Source organism: Streptomyces sp. NPDC093544 (assembly GCF_040683495.1).
Lineage (GTDB): Bacteria > Actinomycetota > Actinomycetes > Streptomycetales > Streptomycetaceae > Streptomyces.
On the sequence record NZ_JBFBEA010000036.1, the window covers coordinates 1 to 25,951 of the forward strand.

General features: G+C 69.8%; 18 protein-coding genes. 9 read left to right on the forward strand and 9 right to left on the reverse strand.

Annotated elements, in window-relative coordinates; genetic code table 11:
- Window positions 1-185: 185 nt before the first annotated feature.
- Window positions 186-743, reverse strand: a complete 558-nt coding sequence (locus AB0N66_RS37490; RefSeq protein ID WP_365443622.1) for a hypothetical protein — start codon at window positions 741-743, stop codon at window positions 186-188.
- A 318-nt stretch (window positions 744-1,061) separates the two neighbouring features.
- Between AB0N66_RS37490 and AB0N66_RS37495 the strand changes: the two genes are divergently transcribed.
- On the forward strand, window positions 1,062-1,496 hold the full coding sequence (locus AB0N66_RS37495) for a protease inhibitor (RefSeq protein ID WP_365443625.1): 435 nt from the start codon (window positions 1,062-1,064) through the stop codon (window positions 1,494-1,496).
- Window positions 1,497-2,023: 527 nt separating this feature from the next.
- Here AB0N66_RS37495 and AB0N66_RS37500 read toward each other — a convergent pair.
- Entirely contained in the window at window positions 2,024-2,968 is a 945-nt protein-coding gene (locus AB0N66_RS37500) for an alpha/beta hydrolase (protein WP_365443628.1), read from the reverse strand.
- 187 nt (window positions 2,969-3,155) lie between these two features.
- On the opposite strand from AB0N66_RS37500, the gene AB0N66_RS37505 reads away from it, so the two are divergent.
- Window positions 3,156-4,103, forward strand: a complete 948-nt coding sequence (locus tag AB0N66_RS37505; protein WP_365443631.1) for a WYL domain-containing protein — start codon at window positions 3,156-3,158, stop codon at window positions 4,101-4,103.
- Between the two features lie 270 nt (window positions 4,104-4,373).
- On the forward strand, window positions 4,374-5,948 hold the full coding sequence (locus AB0N66_RS37510) for a phosphatase PAP2 family protein (protein WP_365443634.1): 1,575 nt from the start codon (window positions 4,374-4,376) through the stop codon (window positions 5,946-5,948).
- Between the two features lie 100 nt (window positions 5,949-6,048).
- Here AB0N66_RS37510 and AB0N66_RS37515 read toward each other — a convergent pair whose 3' ends face one another.
- Window positions 6,049-7,554 (reverse strand): MFS transporter, encoded by a 1,506-nt coding sequence (locus tag AB0N66_RS37515; protein WP_365443637.1) that lies wholly within the window; start codon window positions 7,552-7,554, stop codon window positions 6,049-6,051.
- A 205-nt stretch (window positions 7,555-7,759) separates the two neighbouring features.
- Here AB0N66_RS37515 and AB0N66_RS37520 point away from each other — a divergent pair, with 205 nt between their 5' ends.
- Both AB0N66_RS37520 and AB0N66_RS37525 read left to right on the forward strand, forming a co-directional pair.
- Entirely contained in the window at window positions 7,760-8,158 is a 399-nt protein-coding gene (locus AB0N66_RS37520; protein WP_365443640.1) for a metalloregulator ArsR/SmtB family transcription factor, read from the forward strand.
- A gap of 6 nt (window positions 8,159-8,164) precedes the next feature.
- Entirely contained in the window at window positions 8,165-8,701 is a 537-nt protein-coding gene (locus AB0N66_RS37525) for an SRPBCC family protein (RefSeq protein ID WP_365443643.1), read from the forward strand.
- A 4-nt stretch (window positions 8,702-8,705) separates the two neighbouring features.
- Here AB0N66_RS37525 and AB0N66_RS37530 read toward each other — a convergent pair whose 3' ends face one another.
- From AB0N66_RS37530 to AB0N66_RS37545, 4 genes are all read right to left on the reverse strand, one after another.
- Complete coding sequence (locus tag AB0N66_RS37530; protein ID WP_365443646.1) at window positions 8,706-11,522, reverse strand: NHLP bacteriocin export ABC transporter permease/ATPase subunit; 2,817 nt, start codon at window positions 11,520-11,522, stop codon at window positions 8,706-8,708.
- A gap of 1 nt (window position 11,523) precedes the next feature.
- Window positions 11,524-13,746, reverse strand: coding sequence for an NHLP family bacteriocin export ABC transporter peptidase/permease/ATPase subunit (locus AB0N66_RS37535; RefSeq protein ID WP_365443649.1), 2,223 nt, complete (start codon window positions 13,744-13,746; stop codon window positions 11,524-11,526).
- Window positions 13,743-14,552 (reverse strand): HlyD family efflux transporter periplasmic adaptor subunit, encoded by an 810-nt coding sequence (locus AB0N66_RS37540; protein WP_365443652.1) that lies wholly within the window; start codon window positions 14,550-14,552, stop codon window positions 13,743-13,745. Before AB0N66_RS37540 ends, AB0N66_RS37535 begins: the two co-directional genes overlap by 4 nt.
- Window positions 14,553-14,642: 90 nt before the next feature.
- A complete protein-coding gene (locus AB0N66_RS37545) occupies window positions 14,643-14,861 on the reverse strand; it encodes a type A2 lantipeptide (RefSeq protein WP_365443655.1) in 219 nt (72 codons plus the stop codon).
- A 678-nt stretch (window positions 14,862-15,539) separates the two neighbouring features.
- On the opposite strand from AB0N66_RS37545, the gene AB0N66_RS37550 reads away from it, so the two are divergent.
- Window positions 15,540-16,859 carry a S1 family peptidase gene (locus AB0N66_RS37550; protein WP_365443658.1) on the forward strand — a complete coding sequence of 440 codons (1,320 nt, stop codon included), beginning with the start codon at window positions 15,540-15,542 and terminating at the stop codon, window positions 16,857-16,859.
- Window positions 16,860-17,079: 220 nt separating this feature from the next.
- On the opposite strand, the gene AB0N66_RS37555 is transcribed toward AB0N66_RS37550, so the two are convergent.
- Window positions 17,080-19,179, reverse strand: coding sequence for a SpoIIE family protein phosphatase (locus AB0N66_RS37555; RefSeq protein WP_365443821.1), 2,100 nt, complete (start codon window positions 19,177-19,179; stop codon window positions 17,080-17,082).
- A gap of 295 nt (window positions 19,180-19,474) precedes the next feature.
- Here AB0N66_RS37555 and AB0N66_RS37560 point away from each other — a divergent pair, with 295 nt between their 5' ends.
- A complete protein-coding gene (locus AB0N66_RS37560) occupies window positions 19,475-21,916 on the forward strand; it encodes a SpoIIE family protein phosphatase (RefSeq protein WP_365443661.1) in 2,442 nt (813 codons plus the stop codon).
- Between the two features lie 29 nt (window positions 21,917-21,945).
- Window positions 21,946-22,449, forward strand: coding sequence for a metallophosphoesterase (locus AB0N66_RS37565; protein ID WP_365443664.1), 504 nt, complete (start codon window positions 21,946-21,948; stop codon window positions 22,447-22,449).
- A gap of 17 nt (window positions 22,450-22,466) precedes the next feature.
- Here AB0N66_RS37565 and AB0N66_RS37570 read toward each other — a convergent pair whose 3' ends face one another.
- Window positions 22,467-23,594 carry an XdhC/CoxI family protein gene (locus tag AB0N66_RS37570; protein ID WP_365443667.1) on the reverse strand — a complete coding sequence of 376 codons (1,128 nt, stop codon included), beginning with the start codon at window positions 23,592-23,594 and terminating at the stop codon, window positions 22,467-22,469.
- Window positions 23,595-23,851: 257 nt separating this feature from the next.
- Between AB0N66_RS37570 and AB0N66_RS37575 the strand changes: the two genes are divergently transcribed.
- Window positions 23,852-25,831 (forward strand): translation factor GTPase family protein, encoded by a 1,980-nt coding sequence (locus AB0N66_RS37575; RefSeq protein ID WP_365443669.1) that lies wholly within the window; start codon window positions 23,852-23,854, stop codon window positions 25,829-25,831.
- Window positions 25,832-25,951 lie beyond the last annotated feature (120 nt).

Consider the following 25,951-nt stretch of genomic DNA (forward strand, 5'->3'; position numbering starts at 1 on the left):
GATCCACGGCGACGTCCCCACACCAGACCGAACGCTCAACTCCCGCACCAGTCACGGCAGCCAGGACCGATCCACCTCTTTGTGTTAGCCGTTGTAAGTCGGCACGCCGTCGCGGCACCAGAGGACGGATCATCCATATTTCGCGACTTGGCTGGACGATTGCTCCATGGCGAGTGGGGCCGGAGTCACTCCTTGTCGTCGGGGGCCGGGGCGTCCTGGGGCTCGGCGTCCGGACCCTGGGCCCGGACCCGCTGTACGTGCTCCAGCGAGTCCCGCAGCTCCGTGAGCCAGTCGTCGGTGTGCCGCTGCACCAGGCGTACGCACCAGGCGAGGGCGTCGCTGCGGCTGCGGGCCACACCGGCCGCGATGAGGGTGTCGAGGACCTGGCGCTCGGGCTGGCGCAGCCGGGTCATGACCGGCGCGGCGATGTGCGTGAACAGGGCACGCTCGCCCCCGCACTCCACACCCCAGGAGACCTTCTTGCGGAACCGGTGCTCCGCCGCACGCGCCACCTCGACCCGCTGCTCGCGGGTGCGCTCCCGGAATTCCTGGATACGGGCCTGGAGGGCCGCCTCCTTCTCGGCGTCCGAGGCGCCCTCGGTGACCCGGGGCTCGGGGATGCGGCCGACGACGGTGATCTCCTCGCGGTCGACCGTCACCTCCGTCAGGCTCTCGAAGAGATCGTCGGGCAGGCGGCCGGCGAACCAGCCGCGCAGCTTCTCGTGCTGCTCCGTTGTAATCATGTAATGACGATTACTCGCGGATGAGGAGAACGCAAGGGGGTGAGCAAGGGGTCCGCCATGAGCTGAAGCGGAATGTTTCAGGCCTATTGCTGAGCGGGTGGAATCCGGCCAGGAAGGCACTCCCGACGATCAGTAAGCGCTCGCTTCGGGGCTTGTGCGTTCGAATCCTGTGACTTCGCGCCACTGATTCAATACTCAAAGTTACTGAAACCAGTGGGTCGGATGTGTGTTTCCGGTCCGGAGTCGGCAGACTCGCGCTCGCCGAACCGGCACCGACCGAGCCGGTCTCGCATTCAATCGAGCGGAAGGATGCACACAATGCCGACCACCGCGCGTTGGGCAGCGACTCTCACCCTGACGGCCACCGCCGTCTGCGGACCACTGGGCGGAACCGCCCTCGCCGCCCCGGGCCCCGGCCCGTCCGCGCTCTACGCCCCCTCCGCCCTCGTGCTCAGCGTGGGCCACGGTCACAGCGCGGCCACCGCCACCGCGGAGCGCGCCGTCACCCTGAACTGCGCCCCGACCGCCTCCGGCACCCACCCCGACGCTCCGCGGGCCTGCGCCGAACTCCGGGAAACCGGCGGCGACTTCAACGCCCTGTCCGTGAGAGCCGGCGCGATGTGTACGAAGCAGTTCGACCCCGTCGTCGTCACCGTCGACGGCGTGTGGCAGGGCAAGCGGGTCGCCTATGAGCGCACCTTCGCCAACGAGTGCGTGAAGAACTCCTACGGGATGAACGTCTTCACGTTCTGACAGACCGGGATCACGCGGTCCCCGTGGGCGTCGAACGAGAGCCCGTGACTGGGGAAAGCGGGCCTCGTCGCGAGTGCCGCGCGATCTCGTACCGAGGGGCGGCCGGACGGAGTGGGGCTGTCCGGCCGCCCCTCGGCGTTACTGCGTAGGGTGCTTGATCATAGAAATAGGGCGGCGGCTCCCGGCGCGGGGAGAAGACCGCCCCGCGCTGCCGCACCTGGTCGTAGCTGTCCCCCTGCTGCGCCTGCTGATCCTGACCCAGCTCGCCTTCACCAGCGGCTTGGACGGGAACGGCGGGGCTGCTGCCCGCCGCGGGCTTCGTCGTCCCGCTCACCTCGGCCACGTTTTTATCTTGTACATGCGAAGAACGGGCCGGAGGGTTTTCCCTCCGGCCCGTTCGGGTTTTCCGTGCCGCTGTCAGATCACCGGGCGGTGGCCGCTGCTGCTCGGGCCCCGATCGAAGAGAGATTCACACGCCGCCCGACGACTCGAAGAGCTTCAGGTGATACGAACCGGATCACGAGACACTAGCTGGCATCCTGCTGTTCCAGCCACTTTGTAATCACCTGGTTTGTTTCTTCCGGCTTTTCCTGCTGGACCCAATGACCGCAATCCAGATTGACCACTTCCACATTGGGCACGAACTTCGCCAGTTTCTCAGACCTCTGGATCATATCCCGGTCGCCGTAGATCATGAGCGTGGGCTGCTGGATGATCGGGTCCACGTCCGCCAGCAAGCGCCAGTTGCGGTCAAGGTTCCTGTACCAATTCACACTGCCTGTGAACCCTGTCGATTCGAAGGCGGAGACGAAAACGGCCAGTTCGCGCTCGCTCATGACGGGATCACCGAGTGGCGTCTCGGCTCTGGCGAGATCGATCAGCGCCATACCCGGCTGAGGTTCCCTGGGAGGCTCGTTCTTCCGGTACATGTTGCGAAGGAACTGGAAGGTGTTCTCGTCGAACACGGCGTCCGCGACGCCTGGCTGCCGATTGAAGTGGACGAAATAGAAGTCGCCGCCAAGCACATCTTCCATGAACTCGATCCAGGGCCTTTCCCCGCGCTCCTGGTAAGGCAGGCTCAGGTTGATCACTTTGTTTACACGGTTCGGATGCAGCAGGGTCAGTCCCCAGACGACCATTGCACCCCAGTCATGGCCGACAAAGGTGGCATCCTCGTATCCGTAGTGATCGAGAAGCGCGACTAGATCACCCGACAGATGTTCAATGTCGTAGTCCGTCACTTCGGCCGGGCGGGATGAGTTCCCATAACCCCGCTGGTTCGGGACGATGACATGGTAGCCCGCTGCGGCGAGGGCGGGCACCTGATGGCGCCAAGAAAAGGCGTGCTCCGGCCAGCCATGACAGAGCACAATGGGTTTCCCCGCATTTTCTCGGCCTGCTTCAAAGACTTCAAGTTCCACACCGTTGACTGAAACAAGGGTGGGCTCGGGGAAATCGGTCGGATTGAACATTGAATTTCCTCTCAATCTTCTCAGGCGATCAGGCGACGAAGGTTCCCGAAGACAGCGTCGGCGTACCCCTGACAGGCCGAGGGCCAATGCGGTCGTGGGTAGTGGGAGTCGTCGGTGAGGTCATGTCGCCATCTTGCCGACCGAAACCGGTCACACCATGACCGGTTTACGTGAGAGTTTTCTCGGTATGCGAACCGACCGGCTGGTGGCCATCCTCCTCCTGCTGCAACGGCGCGAGCAGGTGACAGCAGCAGAGGTCGCCCAAGAGCTGGAGGTCTCCGAGCGCACCGCCCGCCGCGACCTCGACGCCCTGGCCATGGCCGGGGTGCCCGTGTACTCCACGCAGGGCCGAGGCGGCGGCTGGCGCCTCGTAGGCGGCGCCCGCACCGACCTGTCCGGGCTGACCGCGAGCGAGGCCCGCGCCCTGTTCCTGGTTGCCGGCCCGGCCTCGGCTGCGACGCCGGCCGTGAAAGCAGCCCTGCGCAAGCTCGTCCACGCCCTGCCGGAGCCCTTCCGGGTGCAGGCCGAGGCAGCAGCGTCGTCGTTGGTCATGGACCCGCAACGATGGGGGACGAGTCGGGTCGAGCACCGACCACCTCGCTTCCTCGACGAACTCCAGGACGCGGTGATCCGCGGCGTCCAGGTGCGGCTCCGCTACGTAGACCGCGAAGGCGCCGAAAGCGAGAGAACCGTCCACCCACTGGGCATCGTCGCCAAAGGTCCGTCGTGGTACCTCGTCTCCAACACCGAGGCCGGCCGGCGGACCTTCAGGATCGACCGCGTGTCGTCCGCCGACCCGACCGACGATCCCGTGACCCGACCCGATGACTTCGACCTTGCCGAGAGCTGGCGCGAGATCGCCGACGAGGTCGACCGCAAGCGAACGCCCCTTGAGATCCAGGCGGTATGCGCGCCCCACGGGATAGGCCTGCTGCGGATGGCGCTCGGCGATCGGCTCCAGGTGGGAGGTTCCACGACCGACGACCGCATCGAGGTCGTGATCCGCGGCCACAACGAGTACGCGCTCGCCGGCGAGCTCGCCTGGATGGTCGAATGGCTGGAGGTGGCCGGCCCTCCGGGTGTCCGAGACCACCTGGCCTCGATCGGCAACGCGCTCGTCGAGCGATACGGCTGAGACCGTCCCATTGGTCGTGACACTCCTGGGCAGGCAGTGCAGCCTGCTGGACAGTCGCAGGACATGACACTGATCCGAGACAGCCGTCGGCCGATACGTCGTGAGAGTGACGAGGAACCCACAGGTCACAGCGTCGGCGCAGGACACCGAAGGTGAGAACCTACACGTCGCCCGGGGAACGCGGCTTCGCCTGCCACTGCCGGATTGTGCTGCTCCGGTTGGAGGTGCACCGGATGCCGATCCACCCCCGTTCCCGGTAGGAGTGGGGCCATGGGCACACTCGGCGAACTGGATCTGCGGCTGTTCCGGCGGGTGGCCGCCTCCCGGTTCCCGGCTGCGGATCCGGCACTGCGGCGGCTCAGCCGTGGAGCCGACCACGGGCGGCTGTGGTTCGGCGCGGCCTCGGCACTCGCGTTCGCCGGCGGCCGTACCGCCCGGCGGGCGGCCGTGCGCGGTACCGGTTCGCTCGCCCTCGCCTCGCTGACCGTCAACACGGTCGTCAAGTGGAGTGCCCGCCGCCCCCGTCCGGTGCTGGACCGCGTGCCGTCGATCCGGCGCCTCGGACGTCAGCCGCACACCACGTCGTTCCCCTCCGGGCACTCCGCGTCGGCCGCGGCCTTCGCCACCGGAGTCGCCCTGGAATCCACCGGATACGGGGCTCTGGTCGCACCTTTCGCCGCCTCGGTCGCCTTCTCGCGTGTCTACGTCGGCGTGCACTACCCAGGAGACGTGCTGGCCGGGATCGCGATCGGCGCCGGGGCCGCCGCGCTGACCTGCCGCTGGTGGCCGCCGCGCCCCGCACGGCCGGAGCGGGAGCGGCCCGAGGCCGACGCGCCCGCGCTGCCCGGCGGCCGGGGACTCGTCGTCTTCGTCAACAGCCGGGCCGGCACCGGCGCACCCACGACGGGACTGCCGCCCGCCGAACGGCTGCGCGGACTGCTGCCGGAGGCCGAGCTGATCGAACGCGCCCCGGACGACGACTTCGCCGAGCTGCTCGCCGAGGCGGTCGAGCGGGCCGCGGCGGCGGGCGGCGCGCTGGGCGTGTGCGGGGGAGACGGCAGTGTCAACGCGGCGGCGCGCGCGGCGGCCGAACGGGGGCTCGCACTGGCGGTGTTCCCCGGCGGCACGCTCAACCACTTCGCGCAGGACGTGGGCGTACCCGACTTCGAGGACACCGCCGTGGCGGTCGTCCGGGGTGAGGCGGTGGCCGTGGACATCGGCGTGGCGCGCCCGGTGGCCGGGCACGAGGTGCGGTTCCTCAACACCTTCAGCATCGGCCTCTACCCCGAACTCGTCCGGATCCGCCAGCACTTGGAGGAGCGGTGGGGCAAGTGGCCGGCGGCCGCCGTCGCCCTCACCCGGGTGTTGCGCACCGCGACCCCCATCGAGCTGCGGATCAACGGCCGCCCCCGGCGCCTGTGGCTGCTCTTCGCGGGCAACGGCCGCTATGTCCCCGACGGCTTCGCCCCCGCCTTCCGGCCGCGCCTGGACGACGGACTCCTGGACCTGCGCCTGATCGACGGTGACCACCGGCTCGCCCGCACCCGGGTCATCGTCTCCGCGTTCGCCGGGGCTCTCGGCCGTTCCCGGGTCTACAGCGCCGAACGCGTCTCCTGGGTCGGGCTGGAGGGTCTCACCGGCGCGGACACCCTCGCATACGACGGTGAAGTCGCCCCCACACCGGGCGAGTTGAGGCTGGAGAAGCGGGAGCGGGGACTCGTTGTGTACCGGCCCGCCGTACCGCAGAACGAGTTGGCCCAGCAGGCTCGCCTCGCGGCCGCGACGGCCCGCTACCGGAGGCGAACGAGGGGCCGTTCCGTAAAAGGAGGAAGAGCCGCCCCGTAAAGGTAGGAAGGGCCGCCCCGTAAAAGAGGGATGAGGGGCCGCCGTCTCCCTGCAGACGGCGGCCCCTCGGTTCAGGGGTGATCGTTGGGTCAGGGCGCGATCACATGTGGACGACCGGTGCGGCGGCGTCGTTGACGTTCTGCTCCAGCTTCCCGCTGCGGTAGAGCAGGAAGGTGATCACCGAGCCTGCGGCGAAGAAGCCGGCCGACCACCAGAAGGCGGTGGTGTAGCTCTCGATCGTCGACTGCGCCTGGACCAGCTTGTCGGCCGGGTTCTTGCCGGCCAGGTAGCTCGCCGCGGCGCTCGCGGCCAGTGTGTTGAGCAGCGCTGTACCGATCGAACCGCCCACCTGCTGCATGGTGTTGACCGTCGCGGAGGCGACTCCCGCGTCCTCGGCCGCGATCCCGCTGGTGGCCAGTGACATCGCGGGCGGCATCACGATGCCGAGTCCCACGCCGATCAGAATCAACTGAGGCAGCACGGCGGTCGAGAAGGACGAGCCGACATCGATGCCGGTCAGCCAGACCATGGCGGCGGCGGCGATCGCGAAGCCTGCCGGGATGACGACCTTCGGCCCGACGCGCGGCACCAGGATGGTGGTGGAGACCTGTGCCATGACCATCAGGGCCGCCATCATCGGCAGGAACGACACGCCCGTCTTGGTCGGGCTGAAGCCCAGGTTCAGCTGGAGGTAGTAGGTCAGGAAGAGGAAGACGCCGAACATGCCCGCGCCGGTGATCAGAATGGCGATGAACGAAGCGGCGCGGTTGCGGTCGAGCAGTACGCGCAGCGGCAGCAGCGGGTGCTTGGCACGCATCTGCCAGCGGGCGAACGCCGTCAGCAGTACCCCGCCCGCGGCCAGGAAGCCCCAGGTGGCGGGCGAACTCCAGTCGTGCGTCTCGGCGTTGGAGAAGCCGTAGACCAGGGCGAAGAGTCCGGAGGAGACCAGCAGGGTGCCCGGCAGGTCCAGCTTGGAGTTCGCGGCGTCGCGGTGGTTGTTCAACAGCACCCAGCCGCCGGCGAAGGCGATGATCGCGAAGATGATGTTGACGTAGAGAGTCCAGCGCCAGTCGAGCGCGTCGGTCAGCACACCGCCGAGCAGCAGGCCCAGCGCGCCACCGGCGCCGGCGATGGCGCCGAACACGCTGAACGCCTTGGCGCGGTCCTTCGCCTCGGTGAACGTCGTGTTCAGCAGTGAGAGCGCGGCCGGTGCGAGCAGTGCTCCGAAGACGCCCTGGAGGGCGCGGGCGGTGACGAGCATCCCGAAGCTGGTCGAGGCGCCGCCCAGTACGGAGGCCGCGGCGAATCCGGAGACACCGATGAGGAAGGCGGTCTTGCGTCCGAAGAGGTCGGCGATGCGTCCGCCGAGCAGGAGCAGTGAGGCGAAGGCCAGCGAGTAGGCGGTGACGATCCACTGCCGGTTGCCGTCGGAGAATCCCAGGTCGGCCTGGGCGGACGGCAGGGCGATGTTCACGATGGTGGCGTCGAGGACCACCATCAGCTGCGCGATCCCGATGATCGCGAGGATCCACCAGCGCTTCGAGGCTTGCGCCGGCGCGGCGTCCACGGCACCCGTGCGGGCACCTTCGGTCACGGTCTGAGGCATGAGGGAACCACTCCAGGGAAGTCGCTCAGGGTTTCGTGCAGGTAAACGAAACCGTTTCGTACACGTCGAGACTAGACCCTCCCCTATCGAAACTGCAACGTTTCGATGAGTGACCCACGTCTCGCTGGAGTGTCGGGCGGCCGACAGGCTGTGACCGGCGGGGTATTCCTTGACGGGAATATAACCGCGGAGGCATATTGGAGACATGTCCGATGACCCTCTCTGGGCCGCACTCGCCGACCCCCACAGGCGTGCCATCGTCGCGCTGCTCCTTGAGCGCCCGCGGCCCGTCGGTGAGATCGTCGAGGCGTGCGGACTCAGTCAGCCGAGCACCTCGAAGCATCTGCGGGTGCTGCGCGACGCCGGGCTGGTACGGGTACGGCAGGACGCGCAGCGCCGTGTGTACGCGCTCGACCCGGCCCCGATCGCCGAGCTCGACGCCTGGCTGGCCCCGTACCGGAAGCTGTGGAACGAGAGTCTCGACGCCCTTGGCCGTCGCCTGGACCGGGCGGCGGGGGAGCCGTCGGACGACCACGCGATTCCGGCCGGGCCCCTTGAGCGGGCCGCGCCCGAAGCCCCAGCAGACTCCTCCCCGAAGGACTGAGCCGCCATGTCCGCCGAATCCACCGCCCCCACCGGCACCTACCTCACCCTCGACGACGGCCGCCCCGCCGTCCGCTTCAGCCGGACCTACGAACATCCCGTCGAGCGTGTCTGGCTGTTCGTGACCGACCCCGACGAGCTGGTCCACTGGTTCCCCTCGCGCGCCGAGATCGAACTGCGCCCCGGCGGGACCATCACCTTCAGTGGTGACCCGAACATGCCGGAGTCCACGGGCCGGGTCATCGCGGTCGACGCACCCCGGCACCTCTCCTTCGAGTGGGGCGGCGACGAGCTGCACTTCGACCTGGAGGCACTGGACGAGAAGCGCACCCGGTTCACGCTCACCAACGTCCTGGAGGCCGAGAACACCGCCGCGCGCAACGGCGCCGGCTGGGAGGTGTGCCTCGGCGCCCTCGACGCGCATGCGCGGGGTGAGGAGCACGAGGGACCGCACGCCGGGAGCACCGCCCCCTGGCAGGCGATCTACCACCAGTACATCAAGGCCGGGATCCCTTCCGGAGCCCCGGTCCCCGGGCTCGACTGACCGCTCACCGCATCTGCCGCCGCACCAGTTCGTGCAGCCGCCCGCCCGTGTCCGCGAGGAGCTGTGCGGGCGGACCCTGCTGGGCGACCTTGCCGTCCTCCATCACGATGACGCGGTCCGCGTCCATCACCGTGGACAGGCGGTGCGCGATCACGATACGGCTGGCGTTGAGTGCCCGGGTGCTCTCGATGACCGTGCGCTGGGTCTCGTTGTCCAGGGCGCTGGTCGCCTCGTCGAAGAAGAGGATGCGGGGGCGGCGTATCAGCGCCTGGGCGATCATCAGGCGCTGGCGCTGGCCTCCGGAGACCGCGCCGCTGCCGGAGACGATGGTGTGCAGGCCCATCGGCATGCGCTTGATGTCCTCGGCGAGGCCCGCCATCTCGGCCGCCGCCATCGCCTCCTCGGGTGTGTACGGCTCGGTGCCGCAGATGCAGTCCAGGATCGATCCGGTGAACGGCTGCGCGTGCTGGAGCACGACACCGCACTGGCGGCGTACGGCGGACTGGTCGAGGGCCGCCAGATCCTGGCCGTCGTACAGGACGCTGCCCGACACCGGCTTGTCGAAGCCGATGAGCAGCCTCAGCAGCGTGGACTTGCCGCAGCCGCTGGGGCCGACGATCGCCACGAACTCACCCGGCCTGACGGCGAAGGACACCTCGTCCAGGACCAGCGGGCCGTCGTCGGTGTAGCGGAAGGACAGCCCGCGGGCCTCGATCGCCCCGGACAGGACTCCGGGGCGGGTGCTCGCCACGCGCACCTCGGGCGTCGCGTCGAACACCGGCTTGATCTCCTCGAACATCGGCAGCGCGGCCGCCGCCGAGACGCACGCGCCGGTGATCGAGGTGACCGAGATCAGCAGCATCGTCATCGACGTGTTGAAGGTGAGGAACTCGGCGGCCGACAGCGAGTCGCGCGCCGGGCCCGCGAGCAGCATGAACATCAGCAGGGAGCAGAGGGGCAGGTACACCGAGCCCATCACCGTGGTGAGGTTCTTGATCCGGCCGACCCTCTGCTGGAGCTCACGGCTGCGCGCGAACTCGCCCGCCCAGGCGGCGTACGCGTAGTTCTCGGCCGCCGCAACCCGCAGCTTGGGCAGGCCGCGCAGGGTCTGGAAGGCCTGGTTGTTCAGCTTGTTGCTGAGCACGACCAGGCGGCGCTGCCAGCGCACCTGCCACAGACCGAGTCCCAGGAACCCGGCGGCGATGACGACGAGCATGCCGATCGCGGCCAGCGCCATGGGGACGCTGTACCAGAGCAGCAGACCGAGGTTCATCGCGCCGATCGTGCCCGCCTGGGCGAGGGTCGGGCCGACGCCCGCGAGGAGGCGGCGGATCGCGCTGATTCCCATGGCGGCGCTGGCGAGTTCACCGGTGGAGCGAGAGGTGAAGAACTTCGTGGGCAGTCGCAACAGCCGGTCCCACACGGCAGGTTGGAGCGTTGCCTCGATCCGGCCCTCCAGCCGCAGGATGGTGAGGTTCTGCAGCAGCATGAACGCCGCCGACACGACGCTGGTGATCATGATGGCGAGGCAGACCTGCGCGATGAGGCTGTGCTGGGCCCTCGGCACGTACTCGCCGAGCACCTTGCCGGTGGCGATCGGCACGATCGCGCCGATCGCGACGGTCACCAGAGAGCTGATCGCGAGGTTGCGCATGTCGCCGCCGGTGCCGCGGAGGCAGAACCTCATCAGCCGCAGCGGGCTCAACTGCCGTTCGGGCAGCGGTCGGTAGAACATCACGGCCTGCGGTTCGAACTCCCCCGCGTTGGCCTTCTCGACCGGCGTCTCGCGTCCGGAGGACGGCTGTACGGCGATGTATCCGCCGCGCCGCCAGAGCAGGGCGACCGGTGCCCCCGACACGGCACGGTGGCCCACCAGCGGGCCGATGTTGTCGTGCCACCAGTGCCCGTCGAGACGTACGGCACGGGCGCGGACGCGCGAGGCGATCGCTATCCGCTCGACCGGGTCGATCCGGTCGCTCTCCGTGCCGCTCTGCACGGCCGCCGCGAGAGTGATCCCGGCCGCGTCGGCGACCAGCTTGCAGGCCGCGTACGTGGCGTCCGCGTCGGCGGCCGTCGGGCGCTTCGCCGACTGCTTGCCGATCGACGCGAGCAGCGTCCGGTCGGCCTGGGCACGGACGGCCTCGCCCGCTTTGATGCCCGCCGCCGTACGGTCCTCGTGGCGCGACTCCAGCCGCGCGATCCAGCGGTCGAGTGTGGTGAGGAGCCGGTACTGCTGGTCGACCATTCGCTGCCAGACACCGGAGTCCATCAGTAGGTCGGCTGCCGCCTCCGCGCCGTAAAGGGAGCCGTACTGCACACTCCCGGGCGGTACCTGCATCCAGAAGACGTCCTCATCCGTGAGCGCGGCGGCGTTCTCATGGGCCATCGGCGCCTGGAAGAGAATGGAGAGGCTGCGGCCCACGCCGAGTGCGAGGGCGTACTCCAGCGGGCTCGAAGTCGGTGGTACGTACTGGGCGTTGCCGTAACTGTCGTACGACCAGGTCTGGGTGTCGGCCTGCTGGTACAGCTCGCGCAGCCCGATCCGGCGCACCACGCAGTCGCGCAACGGCCGCCCGACCAGGGTGTGTTGTGGGCCGGCGACCGGACCGAGGAGCAGGGAGCCCGCTTCGAGGCGGCCGAGGTGGTGCCAGTGGCTCTGTTGGGCGGCGTCGACCGCGAACAGGTCCATGGCGCCCGCTGCGACGAGCCACAGGACTTGCGGGCCCTCCAGATCAAGGCGGTTGAGGGCGGAGCAGTCGATGGGGCTGCCCATGCCGCCCAGCGCGCCGAGGACGACGTCACCTTCGTTGACCGTCGTCATCTCATCGCTCCTTGACCAGCTCGGCGTACGGACCGCCGGCCGCCACCAGGGCGTCGTGCCGCCCGCGTTCCACGATCGTGCCGTGCTGCAGTACGACGATCTCGTCGCTGTCGCGCACGGTGCTGAGCCGATGCGCGATCACCACACAGGCGCAGCCGCGCTTGCGCAGGTTGTCGATGACGGTCTGCTCGGTCTCCGCGTCCAAAGCGCTGGTCACCTCGTCGAGCACCAGGATGCTGGGCCTGCGTACCAACGCCCTTGCGATCTCCAGGCGTTGACGCTGGCCGCCGGAGAAGTTCCGGCCGTCCTGCTCGACCCGGCTCTGGATGCCGCCCGGCCGGCGCGTGATGACGTCGTACAGCGCCGCGTCCTCCAGCGCCGCGACGACCGCCTCGTCCGGGATCGACGGGTCCCACAGCGCCACGTTGTCGCGGACCGTCCCCTCGAAGAGGAACACGTCCTGGTCGACGAAGGAGACGGAGGAGGCGAGGGCGCCGCGCGGGATGTCGTCCAGGCGTCGGCCGTCGATGCGGATCGTGCCCTCCCACGGGGCGTACAGGCCCGAAATCAGCCGGGACACCGTCGACTTGCCGCTGCCCGAGCCGCCGACCAGTGCCACCTGCTGGCCCGGTCCTACCGTCAGTGAGAAGCCGGTCAGCAGTGGCTTGTCGAGCGGGCTGTAGCCGAACGTGATGTTCTCCAGCTCGACATGGCCGTGCAGGCGGCGGGTGGAATCGCCGGTGCCGGGGCGGTCGTACAGCGGGTCGGCCTGGAAGTTCTCGACGTCCTTGAGGCGGGCGACGTCGGCCGCGAAGTCCTGGATGCGGCCCGCGACACCGTTGAGGCGGGTGATCGGCGCGGTGAAGCGGGTCACCAGGGCCTGGAAGGCGACGAGCAGACCGACCGAGATGCCTCCCTCGATGGCCCGCATCCCGCCGATCCACAGGATCAGCGCGCTGTTGAGCGTCGCGAGCATCGGCGCGACCACGCCCAGCCAGGCGCTCGGCACGCCGAGACGCTGCTCCTCCTCCAGCGTGGTCGCGTGCTGCCCGGCCCACTTGCGGAAGTAGCCGTCCTCGCCGCCGGTGGCCTTCATCGTCTCGATCAACTGGAGCCCGCTGTATGCCGTGTTGGTGAGCCGGGCACTGTCCGCACGCAGCTTCGCGGTGCGCGTCGAGCGCAGCCGGATCACCACCCGCATCGCGACCACGTTGAGCAGCGCGACGCCGATTCCCACGGCCGTGAGCTGCGGGTCGTAGGTGTAGAGGAGCACCGCGTAGAGCACGACCACGACCGCGTCCACCCCGGCCGCCGCGAGGTCACGGGACAGGGTCTCGGCCACCGCGTCGTTCGACTGGAGCCGCTGCACCAGGTCGGCCGGGCTGCGCTGGGAGAAGAAGGTGACCGGCAGCCGCAGCAGATGGCGCAGGAAGCGGGCGCTGGAGAGCGTCGAGGAGATGATGCGGCCGCGCAGCAGATTCGCCTGTTGCAGCCAGGTCAGCACCACCGTCAGCGCCACCGAGGCGCCCATCGACGCGAACAGCACGCCGAGCAGGGAGGACTGACCGCCGATCAGATAGCTGTCGATGTAAGTCCGGCTGAGCGCGGGCACTGCCGCGCCGACCACGACAAGCAGCAGACTGGCTAGGACGGCTGCTGGCATGGTGCCCGAAGTCCCGCGCAGCCGGGCCGGCATGGCGCCCAGGACGCCCGGCTTGCGGCCGCCCCGGTGGAAGTCGGGGCCCGGTTCCATGACCAGGGCGACGCCGGTGAAGCTGGTGTCGAAGTCCTCCATCGGCACGAAACGACGGCCCTTGCCGGGGTCGTTGATGTGCACGCCGCGCCGTCCGAACCGGCGCCCCGTGCCGTCGTACACGACGTAGTGGTTGAACTCCCAGAACAGGATCGCGGGCGCCCGCACCTCGGCGAGCGCGACCGTGTCCATCTGCATGCCCTTGGCCGTCAGACCGTAACTGCGCGCCGCCTTCAGCAGATTGCTCGCGCGCGAGCCGTCGCGGGAGACACCGCAGGCGATGCGCAGCTCTTCGAGGGGGATGTGCCGCCCGTAGTGGCCGAGCACCATCGCGAGCGAGGCCGCGCCGCACTCCACCGCTTCCATCTGGAGCACGGTGGGGGTGCGGACGGTCTTGCCCTTGCCCTTGGGGACCGGGCGCTTCGGCGGGTTGGAGCGGCGTCTGCCGCGGGTGTCCTGCGCGGTGGTCACGGGAGGAGCCAATCGACGGGGCGCTGATCGGCCAGCCGGATCGAACCCGAGGCCAGGGTCATGGAGGTCAGCTCGAACGGCGGGCCGTCCGCCGAGGACCACTTGAGGCCGCTCTTCGTACGGGATCCGGGGTCGAGGCTGACCAGGACGGCCACCGGCCTGCCGTCCTTCGTGAACTGTTCGCCCAGCTGGCTGTCGCCGAGGAAGGCGGCGATCTGCTGCTGGGTCTGCACCGTCCGGTCGACCGACTTCACATGGCCGCGCAACACCCCGTACTGCTGGGTCGGCACCGACTGGACGGTGAGATCCACCGCGGCGTTCTCGGGGATGGTGGCGGCGTTCTCGGCGGGGACGTACACCGTCGCGTACAGCGGATCGTTCGCGTGGGCGACCTTCTCGACGGCCGCGACGTTCGCACCGGTCGAGATGATCGCGCCGATGGTGGCGGCCAGGGCGGTGACGCGCCCGGCGGCGACGGTGCGGACGACGGCCGTCTCGCCCTGCGCGGTACGGACCTGGAGCACGGGGGCGTTCGCGGTGAGGCGTTCGCCCTCCTTCGCGAGGACCGCGGTGACCTGCCCGGCGACCGGGCTCTGCAACACGTAACTGCCCTCGCCGTGAGTGAGGATGGCGGGTGCACTGACCGTGGACGCCACGGTGCCCGTCACGGCCCAGACGGAGGCTGCCGCCATGACGACGACCGTCACGGACAGGACGAGCCAGCCCTGGGGGCGGGCGAAGCGCACCGGAAGGTCGAGTTCTTCCGGCGACTGCAGCTTGGCGAGGGCCTGTTGGCGGAACTGCACGCGACTTCCCTCACCTGTTCGATAGGTTTACGGCACCCGAGAGTCCCGGAACCATGGAGCGGTTCCGGGACTCGACGGTTCTGACTGAGATCAGAGACCAGCGACCAGGCCGGTGACCGCACCCGTGTTCAGGCCGGTGAGGCCCTCGACGGTGCCGACGACCGAGCCGACCAGCGGGGTGACGCCGGGAGCCAGCGAGTCCACGAGGCCCGTGACGGTGCCGACGGCGTTCACGGACAGACCGCCCGAAACGGCGTCGAGGTCGGCGTCCGAGATCTCGGCGGTGGCAACCTGGGGGGTGGAGTTCATGATGGAACTTCCCTTCGTATGGGTATTCATAAGGGGGAGAGCGGCCCCCCTCTGGGGACAGACGGTCGGCCGCGACCGCGGGCGTCGGGCCACCCGTTGCCGGGAGGCCCTGGAACGACCCGTGACCCCCGCGGTGCAATGGATCAAAGCACGCTGCTGTGGCACGCATCCAATCAACCGGCGCTCCCACCAGGGCAATTGATCTCCAGAACCGGTCATCCGTGCAGGAGCGCGCACTGTTCGATGGCGAGTCCTTCACAGGCTGCGCGTCATCACCGTGTGCGTGCGGTCGGCATCCGGTTCCCGAACGGGACACTCCCGCCCCAATGGCCCCGCGCGCCCCGGCGCCCTGTGGAGATCCGTCGCGCGGGGTGACCTGGTTGCGCATTCGATGTGCAGATTCGCAGAAGCCGGGATTCCGCTACGAGTTGTCGACGGCCTGTGACCGGGCACTGGCGGAGCGTGCCATGTGGCTCACCGATGAGGTCTGTCGGCCGGGACGGGCGCACAGAAGGACCTGATTGCCTCGCAATCCACGCCTTTGGCCTGCCTAACTCACGCCATGTGTAAACGGAGTTGAACACCCCATGTGACGCGTGCGTATCAACAGGCATCCAGGCGCCCCCCAGTTCAGCCGCAAGACGGTGGCAACGGACCCCGTCCCCAGGAGGTCAGAAGTTGAGTCACAAACGCATACCCAAGCGCAAGGCCGCGATAGCGGCAGGCAGCGTGGCGGCGCTCGGAGCGGCGGCGCTTTTCCTGCCGAACGCCATGGCGTCCCAGACGGACTCGGACGATGCCACCGCCAGTGCCAAGACGTTCAAGGCGGGCGATGTATCGGACCTGGCCTCGCAGCTCGCCTCCCAGTTGGGTGACGCCTTCGCCGGGTCGTACTACGACGCGGCCAACCAGCAGATCATCATCAACGTCGTCGGTGACAACAGCAATGTGATCAATGAGATCAGGGCGGCCGGCGCGGTCCCCAACCAGGTGCAGAACAGCACCGACGCGCTCGAGAACGCCGCTGCGACACTCAAGGCCGACGCGACGATCCCGGGCACGGCATGGTCCGTCGACCCGAAGACCAACGAGATCCGCGTCACCGCCGACTCCACGGTCACGGGCACCAGCTGGGACACGCTGGAGTCGACGGTCGAGGGCCTCGGCTCTGGCGTGGCGACCATCACGAAGTCCGCGGGCACGTTCAAGACCTTCGTCGACGGCGGTGACGCCATCTTCGGCGACGGCGTGCGTTGCTCCCTCGGCTTCAATGTCACCGCGGGCGACGGCACCCCCGCCTTCCTCACCGCGGGCCACTGCGGTGTCGCAGTCACCGAGTGGTCGGACGCGCAGAACGGCGAACCGATCGCCACCGTCGACCAGGCCACCTTCCCGGGCGACGGCGACTTCGCCCTCGTGAAGTACGACGACCCGGCCACGGTGGCCGCCAGCGCGGTCAACATCGGCGACGGCCAGACCGTCGAGATCACGCAGGCCGCCGAAGCCGCCGTGGGCCAGCAGGTCTTCCGCATGGGCAGCACCACGGGCCTCTTCGACGGCAACGTCCTGGGCCTCGACGCCACCGTCAACTACCCCGAGGGCACGGTCACCGGCCTCATCCAGACCGACGTCTGCGCCGAGCCCGGCGACAGCGGCGGCTCCCTCTTCACCCAGGACGGCAGCGCGATCGGCCTGACCTCGGGCGGCAGCGGCGACTGCACCGTCGGCGGGGAGACCTTCTTCCAGCCCGTCACCACCGCGCTGGAAGCGGTCGGCGCGACGCTCGGCGCGGGTGACGCGGCCGGTGACGACGGCGCCGGCGTGGAAGACCCCGGAGCGGTTGAGCCCAGCGACGGCGCCAGTGCCCCGGCGGCCGGCGACGAGGAGGCCGGAGCCGGCGGTGACGAGCTCGGCGGCGCCGAGGGCCAGTCGGGAAACGCCGGTGACGGCGACGGCGGCCTGGACGACGGCTCAGGGCTCGTGAACATCAACCCCTGACACCGGTGACCACCTGACGCCGGTGCCCCCACACAGGTCCCCCCACACAGGTTCCCCCCACGCCGGTGCCCCCACACCGGTCCCCCCACACAGGTTCCCCCCACACCGGTGATTCAGAGCCACTGACCCGGCCGCGGCATACAGCGGCCCCGGTCGGCAGTGGAAAGGTCCGGCCCTCCGGCGGGAGGGTCGGACCGCTTCACGTCCAGGCAGCAGGCCTTCAGCCGAGGGCCCGCAGGAGCAGCAGCGCGACATCGTCGGGCCGCTCCTGCGTAGCCGCCTCGTCGAGTTGGACGAGACTGTCGGCCAGCACGTCGAGCGGCTGGTCGCCCTTCTCGGCGAGCTGCCGCCCGAGGTCGGCGAGAGCGTCCTCGATGTCGACGCCGGGGGATTCGATCAGGCCGTCGGTATAGAGGGCGAGCACGGAACCCGGAGTGAGCGGGACCTCGGTCGTCGGATACGTCGCCGAGGCGTCGATCCCGAGCAGTGGCCCCCCGGCCAGGTCGAGCACCCGGACCTTGCCGTCCGGCCGCCGCAGCAACGGAGGCGGGTGGCCCGCGCGCGCCATGACGGCCACCTCGCGCGCGGGGTCGAGCCACAGATAGAGACAGCTCGCGAACAGTTCACTGCCCAGGTCGATCAACAGCCGGTTGGTGCTGCGCATGACCTCCCCGGGCGGCTGGCCGACGGTCGTGTACGCGCGGACAGCCGTACGGATCTGCCCCATCAGGCCCGCCGCCGTGACGTTGTGCCCCTGCACGTCTCCGATCACGGCCGCCGCCCGGCCCTGCGAGAGCACCAGGTCGTAGAAGTCCCCGCCGATGTCCATGCCCTGGGTGGCCGGGAGATAGCGCGCGGCCGCCTCGATCGAGGGCACCGAAGGCAGGGAGTGCGGGAGCAGCGCGGCCTGCAGACCGTGCGCCAGCCGGAGCTTGGCGTCATAGAGGAGCGCCCGTGCCAGCGCCTGCGCGATCAGACCGCCCAGGCTCGTCAGCACGGCACGCTCGTCCGCCGGGAAGGAATGCGACTCCGGGTACGCGAGGACACAGACGCCCACCGGACGGCCGGAGGCGATGAGCGGCAGATACGCCCACGCCGCCATGCCGTCCGGTGTCGTGTGCCGGGAGGGATAGAGGCGCTCCAACTGCTCACGGGAGTCGAAGAACGCGGGAACGCCGTTGTTCAGCGCCTGAGCACCCGGAGTCTCCGCGTCGAGCGGCAGCCCGTCGAAGCGCTCCACGACGCGGGCGTCCGGATACCCCCGATGCCCGAGCACGTGCAGACGTCCGGCCCGGGTGCCGAGTACCACCAGGGCCTGACTGCCGACGGCGGGCGCGATCTCGTCGGCGACCAGCTGCACCACGTCCTGCACGCTCGCCGCCTCCGTCAGCGCGCTGGCCAGGCTCAGCACATGGGAGATGGTCACCAGCCCCGGGGCGGGGTCGTCGCTGTGCTCCGGTTCGGCGCGCCTCATCTCGGACGCCGCCCGCGCCCGTGAGATCCGTACGGTCAGCCCGTTCGTACTGGGATAGAGACGGAACGACAGCCAGTCGCCTGGCGGCCGCAGGGCCACGAAAGACGTCACGTGCTGGCTGATCAGCGCGGCGCGATAGCGGTCCTCGTAGACCGGGTCGTTGAGCCAGTGCACGGACGCCCACAACTGGGTGCCCAGCAGGTCGCCGACCGGGACGCCGAGCAGCTCCGCGGTCGCCGCGTTGGCGAAGCTGACGCGTCCGTGCAGGTCCAGCGCGCACATCCCGTACGGCAGCCGTGCCACCATCCGAGCCGCCTCGACCGTGCCGAGCGTGCCGGACATCGTCGCCGCGGCGGCCGGCGCGAGCAGATCCGCCTCGGGATGCACCGGATGGTGCGCCTCGGCGGCCCGCTCCAGACGCAGCGCGAGCCGGTCGCAGGCCGCGGTGAGCTGGTCGCGCTCCCGGTCGGACAGTTCCGGCGGATGCGATCCGGGCCAGGTCACGTAGACGGCGCCGTACACGGTGTGCTCGGTCGCCACCGGGAGCGCGGCGAGTGCGAACGGATACGGGAGCACCACGGCAACCCGGGGAAAGCGGCCGGCCATCTGCTCCTCGCCGCCGACCCAGATCAGCTGCCGCTCCCGTGCCGCCTCGGCGACCGGGATCGGCGAGCTGAGCCCCACCCGCTCCCACGGGGCGGCGAAGGCCCTGGGCAGCCCCGCCATGACCGCCATCTCCAGGACCGGTTCGCCGGGCGCCAGCAGGTACACGGCGCCGGAGTGGGCGTGCACCTCGTCCATCATCGCGGCCAGCGCGAGAGACAGCAGCGGCCTTCCGCCCGGCATTGTTCGAGCGGCCGGCGCCTGTGCGGACCCCTGCGAGTCGGACACGTCGGCCACCTCCTCGCAGGGCCGCGTGATCAGGTCCCAGAGGTCAAGGCTCTCTCGTGGCGGCTCCTCGCGCACGGCGAGCGGGAGCCACCGGGCCACCACGCGGACCGCGCCGGTGGGTTTTTTCGCATTTGCGGCATTCCCGCCGCGGCCTTTGTCATGGATCTGGCATGCCCGCAGCGGGCTTGTCACAGGTCTGACATGCCCGGAACGGTCACAGGGGCTGCGCCGGAGCCCCGGAAGCGCTGTAATGACGGACGTGGTCAGTGAGGACGTTGCGGGACGCAGAACGAGAACGCCGCGCGCCGAACTTGCCCTCAAAACGCTCGCAAACGATCTGGAACCCCGTGAGCGGCTCCGCCGCGTACTCGAACAGGCCCTCGTTTTCACCGGCGCGACGGTCGTCGCGGTCTACTCACCGACCCGGAGCGGCGACGAACTGCGCCTCGCCGAGTCGGCAGGCGTGCCGAGAACGCTGTACGGGCTGCGCGACGGCTACCCCGTCACCGGCGGGTCCTCGGTTGCCGACGCGCACCGCTCGGGCCGGCCGCTGTGGCTCGGCCCGCAGGAGGTCGACCGCCGCGCCGACGCCCGGCGACTGCCCTCCCAGGACTTCTCGCTGGCCGTCCTGCCCCTGCGTGACGACGGCTGTCTGCTCGCCGTCAGCGAGAACGCCGCCGGCTTCGACCCCGAGGACCGGGAGTGCCTGGCCCTGATCGCCGAGGCGGTCGTCTGCCCGCCGCCCGCCACCGAGACGGACGCCGACGAGCTGCCCGCCAGCTCGTTCAGCCTCGCCATGGACACCGGCCGCGTCGAGGTCGACGAGGAGATGCTGGAGCTCTTCGGCCTGAGCCCGGCCGACTTCGACGGCAAGGTGGAGACGCTCCTGTCGCTGACCGTTCCGGAGGACCTGCCCTCGCTGATGTCCGTGGTGGAGGCGGACCACATGTCCATCGGAGACCGCGAGCTGGAGTTCCGGATCCTTCAGCCGTCCGGCGAGCAGAAATGGCTGCGCCTGCGCGGGCACCTCCTGCCCGGCGGCGCGGGCCTCCCCGGACGGCTCGTGGGCACCGTCTCCGACGCCTCGAAACTGCGCTCAGGGGGCAACGAGGTCGCCCGCGTCCAGCGGCTCGCCGCCGCCCTGGCCACCGCCGGCACCGTCCGCGACGTGGGCCGGGCCGTGGTCGCGGCCCTCCGCAAGCCCCTGCGGGCCGACCGGATCGCCGTCGCGGAACTGGAGGGCGACCGCCTTATCGTCACCGTCCTGGACCCGCCCGAGCGTGAGGCCTGGCCCGAACTGTGGCGTGCCGAATGGCGCTCGGAATGGCCCGACGCGCCCGTACGCGCCATGCCGACACTCGCCGCGGCCCTGAGCGACGGGCGCGCCGCGATCTGGCCCGCCGGGACGGACCTGGAGCCCGCCCTCGCCGACGTGGGTCCCGGCGGCCTCGCCGTCCTGCCGCTGCCCGCCGCCGGCCGCATCGCCGGAGCCTGCCTGATCGGCTGGGACACCCCGCACGACTTCGGTCCCGACGAGCGCGCCCTGCTCACCGCGGCCGCGGGCCTCACCGGACAGGCCCTGATGCGCGCCCACGCCTTCGACGCCGAACACGAACTCATCGGTATGCTCCAGCGCACCCTGCTCCCGCGCCGCCTGCCCAAGCTGCCCGGCGCGGTCGCCGTCGCCCGCTATCTGCCCACCACCTCGGGCCTTGAGGTCGGCGGCGACTGGTACGACGTGATCCCGCTGCCCGACAACCACGTCGCCCTCGTCATCGGCGACATCCAGGGACACAACGCCTCGGCCGCGACCCTCATGGGCCAGATGCGCACCGCTCTGCGCGCCTACGCCGTCGAAGGACACCCCCCGGACGTAGTGGTCTCGCACGCCAACCGGCTCCTCATGGACCTGGAGACCGACCTCTTCGCGACCTGCTGCTATGTCGACGTCGACATGGAGGAGGGCTTCGCCTGGTACGTACGGGCCGGGCATCTGCCCCCGGTGCTGCGCCACCCGGACGGCGGTACGGAGATCGCCTGGTCCGAGGGCGGCCCACCGCTCGGCGTCCTCACCCAGGCCGACTTCCCGATGAGCCCGCTGCGCCTGCAGCCCGGCACGATCGTCGCCCTGACCACGGACGGTCTCGTCGAGTCCGCGGAGCTCGACATCGAGGACGGTCTGAACCGGCTCGCAGGAGAACTGGCCGCCTCCGACCCCGCCCACCTCGGACTCGTGGCCGACCGACTCCTCGCCGGCGCCAACCGCGGCGACGACGTCGCCCTCCTCCTGATGCGCTACGACGGCATGGAGCTGCGCCCGCTCCGCGAGAGCTGGACGGTCTGGCGTGTCCCGGAGGCGGTCAGGCACGCCCGCCGCTTCACCAGGCGCACCCTGCGCGGCTGGGGCATGCGCGGCGACGCGGACGCCGCACTCCTCGTCGTCTCCGAACTCGTCACCAACGCCCTCGTCCACACCGACGGCCAGATCAGGCTCGACCTCACCCTCATCAACAACCGCTTCAGAATCGCGGTCGCCGACAACTCCCCGCGTACCCCGATCAAGCCCACCAACATCGGCTGGGAGGCCACCGGCGGACGCGGCATCCTCCTCGTCGAGGCGATGTCGGCGACTTGGGGGACGGTGCCGGTCAGCGGCGGCAAGCAGGTGTGGAGCGAGATCATCCTCGACTGACACCCCGCGCGGAGTGACACCCTGAGGGGGTGCGTCTGCTGCTGATGTCCGACACCCATCTTCCCAAGCGAGCCAAGGAGCTCCCCGCTCAGCTCCTCGCCGAACTTCCGCTCGCCGACGTGGTCATCCACGCGGGCGACTGGGTGGACACCCACACCGTCGACCTCCTGGAGGCCCGCTCCCGCCGGCTCGTCGGCGTGTACGGCAACAACGACGGGCCGGCCCTGCGCGCCCGCCTCCCCGAAGTCGCCCGCCTCGACCTGGACGGCCTGCGCCTCGGAGTCGTCCACGAGACGGGCGCCGCTCAGGGCCGCGAGCTCCGCTGCGCCCAGCGCTTCCCCGACCTCGATGTCCTGGTCTTCGGCCACAGCCACATCCCCTGGGACACGACCACGGACACCGGCCTGCGCCTCCTCAACCCCGGCTCCCCGACCGACCGCCGCCGCCAGCCGCACTGCACGTACATGACGGCGCTGGTGACGGACGGCCGGCTGGGCGACGTACGCCTCCACCGGTTGCCCCCGCGCAGCTGACGTCGTAGCTCTCCGCCTTACGGAGCTTCTCCTCGTGGTGGATCGACGGGCCGGGGATGAATCGCCCCGCCCGTCGCCGTGAGCGGCTCCCCGCTGCCGCCCCACCGCAGCGCCACGATCTCGGCGGCGACGGACACGGCCACCTCCTCGGGCGTACGGGCCCCGAGGTCGAGCCCGACCGGTGAGCGCAGCCGGGACAGTTCGCTCTCGCCGAGCCCGGCCTCCACCAGCCGCTTCATCCGGTCGTCGTGCGTGCGCCGGCTGCCCATCGCGCCGATGTACGCGGCCGGGCGGCGCAGCGCCTCCTCCAGCAGCGGTACGTCGAACTTCGGGTCATGGGTGAGGACGCAGATCACCGTGCGCGAGTCCGTCGTCGTACCGCTGAGGTAGCGGTGCGGCCAGTCGACGACGACCTCGACGCCCGCCGGGAACCGCTTCGGGGTGGCGAAGACCGGGCGGGCGTCGCAGACCGTGACGCGGTAGCCGAGGAAGTCGCCGATGCGGGCCACGGCGGCGGCGTAGTCGATCGCGCCGAAGACCAGCATGCGCGGTGGCGGAGCGAAGGAGTGCAGGAAGACGGTGACCGCGTCCTCGCGGCGCTCACCGTCCGGGCCGTAGTGCCGCTGTCCGGTGGCCCCTTGGGCCAGCTCCCCGCGGGCGTCGGCGGTGACCGCCACGTCCAGACCGGTCGACCCGAGCGAGCCGGCCACCTCGTCGGGCCACACCGCGAGCGTGGCCCCGCGCGAGGCCGGGCCGTCGATCACCGTCGCCAGGGTCACCGGGCGGCCCGCGGCCACCGACTCGGCCACCGCCCCGAAGGTGGGATCCTCCTCGCGCGTCACCCGGCGTACGAGGAGCGTGATCTCCCCGCCGCAGGTCAGCCCCACGGCGAACGCGTCCTCGTCGCTGTACCCGAAGGTCTCCAGAAGTGCCTCGCCGGACTCCACCACCTCTTGGGCCAGCTCGAAGACCGCGCCCTCCACGCAGCCGCCGGACACACTGCCGACCGCTTCGTCGGCGGGGCCCACGGCCATGGCCGCGCCCGGGTCGCGCGGCGTACTGCGGCTGACGGCGACCACGGTGGCGAGCCCGAACGGGGATCCCGCCGCGTACCATCGGTTGAGCGCCGGGAGGATCTCACGCATCGCTGGCTCCCTTCGCCGCGAAGTGAACGTATCGGAATGCGGCTGGTCCAAGCGTCGCATCCGGCCCGTGACCAGGGCAGGATCGCCACGCTCCAGGCGAAGTCGCTCGGCCGCTGAGCTTTAATCCGTTGCCGTCGCGCACAGCGACCTGCTGCACTGCTCGGGACCACTACGCCGGGATCAAGGAGCAGCAATGCGCACTTCGTTCATGTCCGCCCAGGAAGGAATCACTCCCACTCCAAAGGACATGACACCCGGTGCATATGCTCAACCTGGGAATTCTGGCGCACGTAGACGCCGGTAAGACAAGCCTCACCGAGCGGCTGCTGCACGCCGTCGGGATCATCGACGAGATCGGCAGCGTCGATGACGGAAGCACCCAGACCGATTCCCTCGCGCTGGAGCGGCAGCGCGGTATCACGATCAAATCCGCCGTCGTCTCCTTCACGATCGACGACGTCACCGTCAATCTGATCGACACCCCCGGACACCCGGACTTCATCGCCGAGGTGGAGCGGGTGCTGAGCGTGCTCGATGGCGCCGTACTCGTCGTCTCGGCCGTGGAGGGCGTACAGGCGCAGACCCGTGTGCTGATGCGGACGCTTCAGCGGCTGCGGATTCCCACGCTTGTCTTCGTGAACAAGATCGACCGTGCCGGAGCGCAGTACGAGCGTGTCCTGGAGCGGATCTCCGCGCGGCTCACTCCCGCGACCGTCCCGATGGGCGAAGTCGGCGAACAGGGCACGCGCGGCGCCCACTTCGCTCCCTTCGACGACGCCCGGCTCAGGGCGCCACTGCTCGACCTGCTCGCCGAGCACGACGACGACCTGCTTGCCGCGTACGTCGAGGGCCGTGTCCCTGATGACCGGCTCCGCGCCGCCCTTGTCCGGCAGACCGGGCAGGCGTTGGTGCACCCCGTGTATTTCGGCTCGGCGATGACGGGCGCCGGTATCGCGGAACTGATCGCCGGGATCAAGGAGTTGCTGCCCTCCGGTGAGGGAGATGTCGAAGGACCGGTGTCGGGGACCGTCTTCAAGGTCGAGCGCGGACCCGCGGGGGAGAAGATCGCGTACGCCCGTATGTTCTCCGGGAACCTGTGGACGCGCGACCGGCTGACCTTCCGTGACGGCGAGGCGGGGAAGGTCACCGCGATCAGTGTCTTCGACCGGGGTTCAGCCGTCCGGGAGACGTCCGTGGCCGCGGGGCGGATCGGCAAACTCTGGGGCCTCGGAGACATCCGGATCGGCGACACCATCGGCGTACCGCGGAAGTCGTCGGCGGCCGAGCACTATTTCTCGCCGCCCACGCTGGAAACGGTGGTAGCCCCGAGCCGTCCGCACGACAAAGGGGCTCTGCATCTCGCGCTCACCCAACTCGCCGAGCAGGACCCGCTGATCAATCTGCGTCAGGACGAAGTGCGCGGGGAAACGTCCGTGTCGCTCTACGGCGAAGTGCAGAAGGAGGTCATCCAGGCGACACTTGCCGACGAATTCGGCATTGATGTCCTCTTCCGTGAGACAACACCCCTGTGCATCGAACGGCTGGTCGGCACCGGTACGGCGGTCGAGTTCAACGGAAAGGGTTCGCATCCCTTTCTCGCGACCGTCGGACTGCGCATCGATCCGGCGCCCGTCGATTCCGGCGTGGAATTCCGCCTTGAGGTCGAACTCGGGGCGATGCCTTACGCGTTCTTCAAGGCGGTCGAGGACACCGTGAGGCAGACGCTGGAGCAGGGAATCCACGGATGGCAGGTCATCGACTGCACGGTCACCATGACGCATTCCGGCTACTCGCCACGGCAGAGCCATGCCCACCAGGGCTTCGACAAGAGCATGTCCACCACGGGTGCCGACTTCCGGGGCCTGACGCCGCTCGTGGTGATGAGCGCGCTGCGGGAGGCGGGCACGCGGGTGTACGAGCCGATGCACCGGTTCCGGCTTGAGGCCCCGGCGGACACCCTGGGTGCCGTGCTGCCGGTGCTCGCGAAGCAGCGAGCCGCCCCGCAGACCACGGAGATGCGTGGCGCGACGAGCGTCCTGGAGGGCCGGGTCCCGGTCGCCAAGGTGCATGAACTGGAGCAGCAGCTACCCGGATTGACGCGTGGCGAGGGCGAGTTGGAGTGCGCCTTCGACCACTACGCGCCGGTCGTCCGCGGGACGGTACCGGACCGGCCGCGGACCGATCTCAATCCGCTCGACCGGAAGGAGTACCTGCTCAACGTGAAACGCCGGGTCTGAACGTGACATGCGCGGGGTTTGAACGCGACGCGCGCCTGTCTGGTGATGAGGGCGTCGCGGCTGGGTGCGAAAGGCGTCGCGGTGGCAGGTGAAACAAGAAACACCGGGCGGGTGCGCCGG

What these genes read in the sequence shown, in the direction of transcription:
- AB0N66_RS37490 (WP_365443622.1), bottom strand. Translation starts at nt 743, where the DNA reads ATGATTACAACGGAGCAGCACGAGAAGCTGCGCGGCTGGTTCGCCGGC.
- AB0N66_RS37495 (WP_365443625.1), top strand. Translation starts at nt 1,062, where the DNA reads ATGCCGACCACCGCGCGTTGGGCAGCGACTCTCACCCTGACGGCCACC.
- AB0N66_RS37500 (WP_365443628.1), bottom strand. Translation starts at nt 2,968, where the DNA reads ATGTTCAATCCGACCGATTTCCCCGAGCCCACCCTTGTTTCAGTCAAC.
- AB0N66_RS37505 (WP_365443631.1), top strand. Translation starts at nt 3,156, where the DNA reads ATGCGAACCGACCGGCTGGTGGCCATCCTCCTCCTGCTGCAACGGCGC.
- AB0N66_RS37510 (WP_365443634.1), top strand. Translation starts at nt 4,374, where the DNA reads ATGGGCACACTCGGCGAACTGGATCTGCGGCTGTTCCGGCGGGTGGCC.
- AB0N66_RS37515 (WP_365443637.1), bottom strand. Translation starts at nt 7,554, where the DNA reads ATGCCTCAGACCGTGACCGAAGGTGCCCGCACGGGTGCCGTGGACGCC.
- AB0N66_RS37520 (WP_365443640.1), top strand. Translation starts at nt 7,760, where the DNA reads ATGTCCGATGACCCTCTCTGGGCCGCACTCGCCGACCCCCACAGGCGT.
- AB0N66_RS37525 (WP_365443643.1), top strand. Translation starts at nt 8,165, where the DNA reads ATGTCCGCCGAATCCACCGCCCCCACCGGCACCTACCTCACCCTCGAC.
- AB0N66_RS37530 (WP_365443646.1), bottom strand. Translation starts at nt 11,522, where the DNA reads ATGACGACGGTCAACGAAGGTGACGTCGTCCTCGGCGCGCTGGGCGGC.
- AB0N66_RS37545 (WP_365443655.1), bottom strand. Translation starts at nt 14,861, where the DNA reads ATGAACTCCACCCCCCAGGTTGCCACCGCCGAGATCTCGGACGCCGAC.
- AB0N66_RS37555 (WP_365443821.1), bottom strand. Translation starts at nt 19,179, where the DNA reads ATGCCGGGCGGAAGGCCGCTGCTGTCTCTCGCGCTGGCCGCGATGATG.
- AB0N66_RS37560 (WP_365443661.1), top strand. Translation starts at nt 19,475, where the DNA reads ATGACGGACGTGGTCAGTGAGGACGTTGCGGGACGCAGAACGAGAACG.
- AB0N66_RS37570 (WP_365443667.1), bottom strand. Translation starts at nt 23,594, where the DNA reads ATGCGTGAGATCCTCCCGGCGCTCAACCGATGGTACGCGGCGGGATCC.